The 9,537-nt window shown below is 54.5% G+C and carries 7 protein-coding genes and 1 pseudogene; 6 read left to right on the forward strand and 2 right to left on the reverse strand.

Translation table 11 applies throughout. The features are described 5' to 3' along the window. A pseudogene (locus WCE46_RS02185) lies at positions 1–233 on the forward strand (S-layer protein); the annotation flags it as partial. Then, entirely contained in the window at positions 193–411 is a 219-nt protein-coding gene (locus WCE46_RS02190) for a helix-turn-helix transcriptional regulator (RefSeq protein ID WP_424732065.1), read from the forward strand. The pseudogene WCE46_RS02185 and the gene WCE46_RS02190, both read left to right, overlap by 41 nt. Positions 412–558: 147 nt before the next feature. Here the strand turns inward: WCE46_RS02190 and WCE46_RS02195 are convergent, their stop codons facing one another. Both WCE46_RS02195 and WCE46_RS02200 read right to left on the reverse strand, forming a co-directional pair. Beyond that, positions 559–1,041 carry a hypothetical protein gene (locus WCE46_RS02195; protein WP_424732066.1) on the reverse strand — a complete coding sequence of 161 codons (483 nt, stop codon included), beginning with the start codon at positions 1,039–1,041 and terminating at the stop codon, positions 559–561. Between the two features lie 292 nt (positions 1,042–1,333). Further along, complete coding sequence (locus tag WCE46_RS02200; RefSeq protein WP_424732067.1) at positions 1,334–1,816, reverse strand: hypothetical protein; 483 nt, start codon at positions 1,814–1,816, stop codon at positions 1,334–1,336. A gap of 534 nt (positions 1,817–2,350) precedes the next feature. Here WCE46_RS02200 and WCE46_RS02205 point away from each other — a divergent pair. The 4 genes from WCE46_RS02205 to WCE46_RS02220 all read left to right on the forward strand — a co-directional run bounded on the left by WCE46_RS02205 (position 2,351) and on the right by WCE46_RS02220 (position 9,387). Further along, positions 2,351–2,566, forward strand: coding sequence for a hypothetical protein (locus WCE46_RS02205; protein WP_424732068.1), 216 nt, complete (start codon positions 2,351–2,353; stop codon positions 2,564–2,566). A 307-nt stretch (positions 2,567–2,873) separates the two neighbouring features. After that, the gene (gene kdpA, locus WCE46_RS02210; RefSeq protein ID WP_424732069.1) at positions 2,874–5,282 is read left to right on the forward strand and encodes a potassium-transporting ATPase subunit KdpA; all 2,409 of its coding nucleotides are present in this window, start codon (positions 2,874–2,876) and stop codon (positions 5,280–5,282) included. Then, positions 5,275–7,374 (forward strand): potassium-transporting ATPase subunit KdpB, encoded by a 2,100-nt coding sequence (gene kdpB, locus WCE46_RS02215; protein ID WP_424732070.1) that lies wholly within the window; start codon positions 5,275–5,277, stop codon positions 7,372–7,374. The genes kdpA and kdpB overlap by 8 nt, the downstream gene beginning before the upstream one ends. A gap of 9 nt (positions 7,375–7,383) precedes the next feature. Beyond that, positions 7,384–9,387 carry a DUF4118 domain-containing protein gene (locus tag WCE46_RS02220; protein ID WP_424732071.1) on the forward strand — a complete coding sequence of 668 codons (2,004 nt, stop codon included), beginning with the start codon at positions 7,384–7,386 and terminating at the stop codon, positions 9,385–9,387. The last annotated feature ends 150 nt before the right edge of the window (positions 9,388–9,537 follow it).

Here is a 9,537-nt window from a genome sequence, read left to right on the forward strand (position 1 = left end):
TCAGTGTGGCAAGCGATGCGACCATCAAAGAATACGGCCTCGATTCAGAGATCCGGTACCTCGATGCTCTCGATGATACTTACATCTCCGACCCGATGAAAGTCCCCATCGATGTGAAAAACCTGACAGGTTTCGCGGGGATCGTATCCAACCCGGTCTACCTTTCCCTCCTGGTCGCGGTGATCATCGGTATTGTCTACGCGATCCTGTATTTCAGGAAAAAGAACAAATGAGGCCTCTCGCTTATCCAAATCCGATCTGGTCTGCCTCGAAGAGCGGATCGTCCAGCTGATCAGTTCAAACGGCGGCGAACAATTCCACTTAGAGATCGCAAAAGTGCTGGGCATGCCAAAGTCCACGGTGAATTCCACATTCAATGATCTCCAGCAGCGGGGAGTCATCCAGAAATAAAAAAGGACGGGAGAACCTCATCCGTCTTATCTATGACAGGGGGTAATTACCCTACGGACATTATAAAAGACTTGCCTGAATCGGAGAAACCGGGATTGTGCTGAAGGAGACCCGGTGGCTGTGAAGCCGGGCGCCAGTCTGCTGTTATTATTGGATGATACGGTGGAACGAGCACTTATCCTCGACGTTCGTGAGGATATTACCGGTCCGCTGGATGTCCATCTGTTCTGTGCCTAATACGACAAGATAACTGCTGTTCCCGGTGTATGTCCAGGTCCCGTGATCAAATGACGGCGGGTCGGCGCTGTCGCGGGTGTCATGGGCTTCGGAGAATGTCCCGTCCTCATAGAAGGTCCAGTTTTCCAGCACATCCGGATCATCACGGTCCGGATCCTTGGCCCACCGGCCCAAGATCATATTTCTGTCAGTGGTATTAACGGCGTTTCCTGTGTAAGAGGGAGACACCTGCGAAAAACCGGCAGCGGTTACCGGCGTAACAGTGGAAGCGGGCTGCGCATTCTGGTTCGAATACCGGAGAAGGATACCGGGCCCGGCAATGAACGAAACTACTGCTATTACCAGAATCAGCACCGATATAATAATCTGGAGTTTTGGGGAAATTTCTGCCATAGTATTCATGGAGACCGGATCAGGATATGACTTGAGTATATATTTTAATTTTATATCACAAACCTACATAAATATATTCCGCAGCCGGGAAAAACGTTTTTAATAAAAAAACATCTCATGTACCAGGAGTAAATCTCATTTAGGTAAATTGGGATGAACGGGCACCATAAAGACAACGTTTCGCACAATTTTACCAGCGTTTCAATTTCCCGCAGAGAGACCACGCGATTAGAGAATCAATACGATTTGGTTCATCATCCCTGTCCCGGATCATTCCGGATTGGTGCCGGTATCATGTCGCCAGCCGGTGAAATGTACTCTGCTCTTCAACATTCAAAAGAACGCTGCCGTTCCAGGAAACATCAATCCGTTCCCCGTTTACGGTTATGAGGTAACTGTTGTTCCCTACGTAATCCCAGGCACCCTGATCGACAATTGGTGGGGATGTTTTGTCAACGGTGTCGTGCATCACGCTGAACGCGCCGTCCTTGTAAAATGTCCAGTTTTCAATGACATCTGGATTATCCGGATCCGGATCCCTGCTCCACCGGCCCAAGATCAGGTTAATCGCCGCAGCACTGCTCTGATTACTCATAGGGGAGAGATAATTCTGGGATGACCCGACACCACTCACCGTGGGTATAGTTGAGGAAGTCTGCGCGTTCTGGTTCGATAACTTGAGAAGGATCCCCGGGCCAAAGAAAAACGTCGCTGTCGCCATGATAAGTATCAGCGCCGATATGGCAACCTGAAGTTTGTGGGTTGTTTCAGTCATACATTTCTCGGGGCGTCGGCAGATACACCGGGAACCATCAGATCATAGTCTGGACCGGACGAAGTGCCGGTTTGTATAGTGTATAATACTTTTCTGTAGAGATTTTCACTATAGATAGGTTTCGCCCGGATCAAAAAAATGCAGGACTGTCCAAAGAGGTTTTTTGAGGATTTTGTTAGGATAGTGTGAAAATTATCTGAAATGATATTTTCCGATAAAAGTACCCAACAGTAATTCCCGGTTGACTGCTCGGACACCTTTATCGTGGCATACAACACGACATCTTCGATATAATTTAACAAAAACTCGGAGAACGTAGATTTCCGAGGCCGAAAATTTCATTATATCGGCCGGGGATTATCAGATATTATGCGTGCCGGCTTTCTTTTCCCTGCAGCTGTGCTGGTATGCATACTGGTATCAGTACTCGCCACAGGGTGCATGCAGATACCAGGCTTTCACTGGATCGGGGCCTCACCGGATCCGGTGGTCGGTCAGTGGGTGGGAGGTGAACCCCCTCAGACCGATTTCCACATGATTTTCTATGAAAACCAGACATACCTGTATTCCACTTATTACCTTGAACGCGGAGAGCAGGTCGAACTGGGGAACTGGACAAAGACCGGCCAGGGGCAATATGTCGCAGAGTCCCGGACAGGAAATACCACGCTCTGGATCTACGATTCTTCAGATGATTCGCTGCACATCAACGGTATGCCGCTCTTCCGGTACACCCGGTACAAAGGATAACGTTCTCCTTTCACATCAAAGCCTTTTTTGATTATTTCAACGGACGCTGGCACCACATAAGATATGTTTCTGCGCGCCCAGCAGATTTTTTAGTAGTTACATGGAACCGCAATTCCATGATACAAAACCTGTAGACGTGATACTAAACAGAGAGGAGAACAGGACGTCCACGGTTAAACGATACTTTCGGAGAGAGCATTTATACTATCAATCTCGAACGCTGGTACAAGCGAAACCCCGGGCCGGGAAAACCCGGAAGGGAATACGCGTGAGGGGTCATTTCTTGACTGCCGGTTCGATCGGATCTATGATCAAAAAACAGGCAAAACCTGCGGTACTGATATTTTTCCTGCTCACGCTTATCGTGGGCATTCTTTACCCACTTGTTGTCACAGGTATCGCACAAGTAGTATTCCCGGTCCAGTCAAACGGGGATCTCCTCATACATAACGGGCAGGTAGCCGGCTCGTCCCAGATCGGGCAGCCGTTTTCATCGCCGCAGTATTTCTGGGGCCGTCTCTCCGCTACATCGCCGGTGCCATATAATGCCGGCGCATCGTCGGGATCCAATCTCGGGCCCAATAACCCGGCGCTCGTGAACCAGTCCCAGGCCCAGGTCGACGCGCTTCATGCCGTCGATCCCGGCAACACCCGTGAGATCCCGGTCGATCTGGTCACCGCATCGGGCAGCGGCCTTGACCCGGACATCTCGGTCGCCGCAGCGGAATACCAGGTGTCCCGCGTTGCCCGCGAACGCAACCTGTCCGAATCCGACGTCTCCGCACTCGTTGCTTCACAGATCGAGCCCCGACAGTTCGGGATATTCGGCGAGCCACGGGTAAACGTTCTCTCATTAAATCTTGCACTCGATGATCTCAGTTCGCATGCAATATCCGTGCCGCAGTACACCGGATCGTCTGCCCTGCTTCAGAACCACTCCCCGGATCTGGTCTTTGGCATGCGGGTGTCGGACTGGATCCAGTTGATCCTCTTTATTGTCCTCGTCGCACTCCTTGCCGTGCCCCTTGGTGCATGGATGGCAAAGATTTTTACCGGTAAACCAAACTTCCTCTCACCGGTCATTGACTGGTTCGAACAAAAAGTCCTCACGCTCTGCGGAGTTGCTCTCGGGGAGGAGATGGACTGGAAGCAGTTTGCCGTTGCCGTCATGGTCTTTGCCATCCCCTGCATCGGTGTTGTCTTTGTCATGCAGCTCGTGCAGCAGTTCCTGCCGCTCAACCCGTCGGGACTCGGGGCAGTACCCTGGGACCTCTCGCTCAACACCGCGATCAGCTTTGCGACCAACACCAACTGGCAGGCCTATGTGCCGGAAGTGACGGTCAGTTACTTCACGCAGATGGTTGGCCTTGTCGTCCAGAACTTTCTCTCAGCGGCAGTCGGGCTCGCCGTTCTTATCGCTCTCATCTATGCGTTTTCGCGGAGATCGGCTGCAACGATTGGCAACTTCTGGGTGCTGCTTGTGCGCAGCGTCATGATCATGATCCCCATCTGCCTCGTCATCTCACTCGTGCTCGTCTCGCAGGGGACTCCCCAGACATTTGGCGGCCCGGTGACTGTGCCGCTCCTTGACCCGGTAAAGGACAGCACCGGGGCTCTTATCACCAACCAGACCATCCCGCTTGGACCGGTCGCCTCTCAGATCGCAATCAAGATGCTGGGGACAAACGGCGGCGGGTATTACAATGCCAATTCTGCGCATCCGCTGGAAAACCCCACGCCGTTCTCGAACTTTGTCGAGATGTTTGCCATGATCATCATCCCCATAGCGCTCTGCATCACGTTCGGGATCATGATCGGGTCGAAACGAAAAGGAGTTGCCCTCCTGCTCGCGATGACTCTTATCTTCCTGCCGCTGCTCGGCCTTGCCATCTGGTCCGAGCAGGGAGGAAACCCTGCACTTTCGCCGCTTGGCATCGACCAGGCTCCTTCTCACCTCCAGTCGGGAGGGAACATGGAAGGAAAAGAGGTCAGGTTCGGGATCGTTCCTTCTGCCCTTTTCGCGGTGGTGACAACGAGCACCTCCTGCGGTGCGGTCAACGCCATGCATGACTCGTTCATGCCCGTGGCCGGTGGTGTCGTACTTTTTGATATGCATCTGGGTGAAGTGGTGTTCGGGGGTGTCGGATCCGGCCTGTATGGCATGCTCATTTTTGTCATCATCGCGATGTTTGTTGCCGGCCTGATGGTCGGGCGGACGCCGGAACTCTATGGCAAGAAGATCGAGCAGCATGAGATGAAGATGGCGACGATCATCATCCTCATCCCCATCATCCTTATTCTTACCTTCACGTCCCTTGCCGTCCTCACGGCCCAGGGCCAGGCCGGCGTCTTCAACCCGGGACCGCATGGCTTTACCGAGATCCTGTACGCGTACACCTCGGCAGCGCAGAACAACGGCAGCGCTTTTGCCGGGCTCTCGGCAGACAGCCTGTTCTATAATATTACCCTCGCAATAGCGATGTTTATCGGGCGCTATGCGACGATCGTCCTGACCCTTGCACTCGCAGGGTCCCTTGTCGCAAAAAAGATTGTTCCCCCGGGTGAAGGGACGCTCCGCGATCACCGGCCGCTGTTTATCCTGTGGTTGGTCTTTGTCATCATCATTATCGGTGCGCTCAGTTTCCTCCCCGCGCTCTCGCTTGGCCCCATCGCGGAATATATGAGGATGGTTGCAGGAGGGATGATCCATGTCTGACGGAGAAAAAACCCGCAAAGCCCCGGCCGTCCCGGGTCTCTACCGGCGGGCAGTAATCGACGCAATCTTCAAACTCGACCCGCGGACGCTCATCCATAACCCGGTCATGTTTACCGTGGAAGTAGGCAGTGCGATAACGACCCTGCTGTACCTCCAGGCACTTACCGGGGCCGGGGAAGCACCGGCCGGGTTTATCGGTGCCATTTCCGCGTGGCTCTGGTTTACGGTACTCTTTGCAAACTTTGCCGAGGCGCTTGCGGAAGGCCGGGGCAAGGCGCAGGCCGAATCCCTCAGAAAGATGCGGCAGGAAACGACCGCAAAAAGACTTTGTGACCGGTACAGGATCATAAAAGGCTGCGAACCGCAGGACACCGACTTTACGCTGGCGTCCTCTTCGGCGTTGCACAAGTCCGACCTGTTCTATGTAAAAGCCGGAGATACAATCCCGGTGGATGGCGAGATCCTCGAAGGCATCGCATCGATTAACGAAAGCGCGATCACCGGCGAGAGCGCCCCGGTTATCCGTGAAGCCGGCGGGGACCGGAGTGCAGTCACGGGAGGGACCGTCATCCTTTCCGACTGGTTGATCGTCCGCGTGAGTGCAAATCCCGGGGAAGGATTCCTCGACCACATGATCAGTCTCATAGAGGGGGCAAAGCGCCAGAAGACACCAAACGAGATCGCACTCAACATCCTGTTGATCGGCCTGACTACGATCTTTGTCGTAGTGGCTGCGGCGCTCTATGCGTTTTCTGCATATAGCGTCCAGGCCGCCGGGGCAGGGACAACGGTCACCATCACGGTGCTCGTGGCGCTCTTTGTCTGCCTTGCACCGACGACAATCGGCGGGCTCCTCTCAGCAATCGGTATTGCCGGTATGGACCGGCTCATCCAGAGAAACGTGATTACAACATCAGGCCGTGCAATTGAGGCAGCCGGGGACGTGGACGTCCTCCTGCTCGACAAGACCGGCACCATAACTCTCGGGAACCGGCAGGCCGTCGATTTTATACCGGTTGACGGGACCACGGTCGAGGACCTTGCCGGGATCGCTCAACTGGCATCTCTTGCCGATGAAACTCCTGAGGGCCGCAGCATTGTGGTGCTTGCAAAAGAGAAGTACGGTCTCCGCGGACGGACGGTCGGCGGATCGGGACCTGAAGCGGGGATGCAGTTCATCCCGTTTTCCAGCCAGACCCGGATGAGCGGGGTCAATCAGGGTGAACTCCAGATCAGGAAAGGCGCGGCCGATGCGCTGTTTAAGTATATCGAGTGCAGTGGCAACACCGTATCGGATGAACTCAGACAGACAGTTGATATCATTTCGCGGGCCGGCGGGACCCCGCTTGTCGTCGCACAGAATGGAAAGGCTCTGGGGGTCATCCACTTAAAAGATATTGTAAAAGGCGGGATCAAGGAACGCTTTGTCCAGCTCAGAAAGATGGGTATCAAGACAGTCATGATCACCGGGGATAACCGGCTCACCGCCGCAACGATTGCCGCAGAAGCAGGCGTCGATGATTTCCTCGCAGAAGCAACGCCCGAGAGCAAACTCAAACTGATCCGGGAGTACCAGGCCGGCGGGCGGATGGTGGCAATGACCGGCGACGGGACAAACGACGCCCCGGCGCTTGCGCAGGCCGATGTCGCGGTTGCCATGAATACCGGCACCCAGCCGGCCCGCGAAGCGGCAAACATGATCGATCTCGATTCCAACCCGACAAAGCTCATCGAGATCGTGGAGATCGGAAAACAGCTCCTTATGACCCGGGGGGCGCTTACTACGTTCTCTATTGCAAACGACATCGCCAAGTACTTCGCCATCATCCCGGTCGCCTTTGCCTCGACATACCCCTCGCTTTCGGGGTTGAACATCCTCGGTCTCCACAATGGCATCCTGTCCGCAGTGATCTTCAACGCGCTCATTATCGTCGCGCTTATCCCGCTCGCGCTCCGGGGCGTGAAATACCGTGCAATGTCGGCAGAAGAGGCGCTCAGGAACAATATCCTGTTCTACGGTGTCGGCGGGCTTATTGCCCCCTTCATCGGAATAAAGATCATCGATATGCTGCTTGTATTCTTGGGAGTGTGAACCTGACCTATGCCGGTATCTCCCAATCATCGTCAGGACGAACGCCCTGATCCCGATACACTTCTTGCACGTGTACAAAAAGAAGAACTGCAGAAGAAGCGGGGCAAACTCAAGATTTTTCTTGGGTATATCGCGGGAGTCGGGAAGACCTACGAGATGCTCAAGTCAGCGCATCTCAAAAAAGACGAGGGAATCGATGTCAGGATCGGATATGTTGAGCACCACGGGCGGCGCGAGACCGAGGAGCTCATGGAAGGCCTCCCCATTATTCCCATGCAGCAGATCGAGTACCGTGGTGTAAAACTTTCCGAGATGGATCTCGATGCCATCCTTGCTGCACATCCACAACTAGTCCTTGTCGATGAACTCGCCCACACAAACGCCCCGGGCACCCGGCACCCGAAACGGTACCAGGATGTAGAAGAACTGCTTGCGGCTGGAATCGACGTTTATACCACCTTAAACGTCCAGCACATCGAGAGCCTTAACGATGTGGTGGCCCAGATCACCGGTGTCATCATGCAGGAGAAGATCCCTGACCGGGTGATTGACGAGGCATCCGAGATCGAGATTGTCGATCTCGCACCGCCCGAACTTCTCCAGCGCCTCCGCGAGGGAAAAGTGTACGTGCCCGACATGGCGGCCCGGGCGATCGAGCAGTTCTTCAACGAAGGTAACCTCTATGCTCTCCGCGAGCTTGCACTGCGCCGGGCCGCAGAACGCGTCGACAACCAGATGCTTGCGTATATGCAGACGCGTTCGATCCCCGGTCCCTGGCCGGTCGGCGAATACCTGCTGGTCTGTATCGGTCCGGGCCCGCTTGCAGAAAGGCTGATCCGGACAACCCGCCGGCAGGCTGACCGGATCAATGCACGCTGGTGCGCAATCTATGTCGAGACGCCTACCCATCACGGGCTCTCGCAGGAATCAAAAGAACAGGTCGACCGTTCGCTCCAGCTCGCAGAAAAACTGGGCGCAACAACCGCAAGCATATTCGGGCTCAACGTGGCAAACACGGTCCTCGAATACGCACGGCAGCACAACGTAACCCGGATCATTATAGGAAAGACCCTGCGCCCCCGGTGGCAGGAATTTGTTTTTGGCTCAGTGGTCGACCAGCTCATTCATAACAGCGGGCACATCGATGTGTACGTGATCAGCAGCGATAAGGATATACCGAAAGCACCACCGGTAAGCCAGGATCCCCTGTTGCCCGCGACCCCCCCCTGGGATTATGTGGACAGCCTGACGCTTGTCGTTGCAGTTACCATCTTTGGATGGCTCTTCCACCCCATTATTTCCCCGGTCAACCAGTTGATGTTCTACCTGCTCGCAGTTGTTGTCATCGCGTTCAAGCGGGGTCTCAGACCCGCAATTTTCACTTCAGTCATCGGCGTCCTCGCATTCGATTTCTTCTTTGTACCGCCGTACCTGACGTTCCGTATCTCCGACACCCAATATCTCGTCACCTTTATCGGTATGATAATTGTTGGTACGGTAATCAGCATGCTCGTCGCCCGGGCACGCCGGCATGCCGATGCAGCACAGATCCGGGAAAGAGAAACCAGCACGCTCTACGCACTCTCGCAGGATCTCGCGGTCGCAACAGATACCGGTGCAATCACGACAGCTGTTTCGCAGCACATCCAAGAGATCTTCCAGTGGGAGTGCGCATTTTTTATGCCCGAAAAAAATGGTCTTGTTGTGCAGGGAAAAACCCCTGGACTGGTCCTCGATGCTGATGATCTCGCAGTCGCGACCTGGGCATTCCAGCATGGCGCAACCGCAGGCTACGACACTGATACGCTCCACGGGTCAAAGATCCGGTACATCCCGATCCAGAGTTCCCGGGGCGTGCTGGGAATTCTGGGGGTAAAACCTGCAGCACAAAGCGGCGGCATTACCTACGATCAGTCCCGGATCCTCACCGCATTTGCAAACCAGGCTGCTCTCGCCCTTGAACGGGTGCATACCGGAAATGTGACGGATACTGTCACCGTCGACCAAGCCTGAAACGCGTATCCGGTATCCGGGATCCAGTACTTCTCTCAATTATCCCACCCATTATGGGATAAAACCGCCCTGCCTTCAGACATACGGTCTCGCCCCTCAATCCAAGGCCGAAATGGGCTTAATTTCCCATCAGGGTCCAGCGGTGAACAC

Origin of the sequence: Methanoregula sp., assembly GCF_049690535.1 — an archaeon.
Classification (GTDB): domain Archaea; phylum Halobacteriota; class Methanomicrobia; order Methanomicrobiales; family Methanospirillaceae; genus Methanoregula.

Coding starts and splice junctions, on each gene's coding strand:
- WCE46_RS02195 (WP_424732066.1), bottom strand. CDS start 1,041: ATGGCAGAAATTTCCCCAAAACTCCAGATTATTATATCGGTGCTGATT.
- WCE46_RS02200 (WP_424732067.1), bottom strand. CDS start 1,816: ATGACTGAAACAACCCACAAACTTCAGGTTGCCATATCGGCGCTGATA.
- WCE46_RS02205 (WP_424732068.1), top strand. CDS start 2,351: ATGATTTTCTATGAAAACCAGACATACCTGTATTCCACTTATTACCTT.
- kdpA (WP_424732069.1), top strand. CDS start 2,874: ATGATCAAAAAACAGGCAAAACCTGCGGTACTGATATTTTTCCTGCTC.
- kdpB (WP_424732070.1), top strand. CDS start 5,275: ATGTCTGACGGAGAAAAAACCCGCAAAGCCCCGGCCGTCCCGGGTCTC.
- WCE46_RS02220 (WP_424732071.1), top strand. CDS start 7,384: ATGCCGGTATCTCCCAATCATCGTCAGGACGAACGCCCTGATCCCGAT.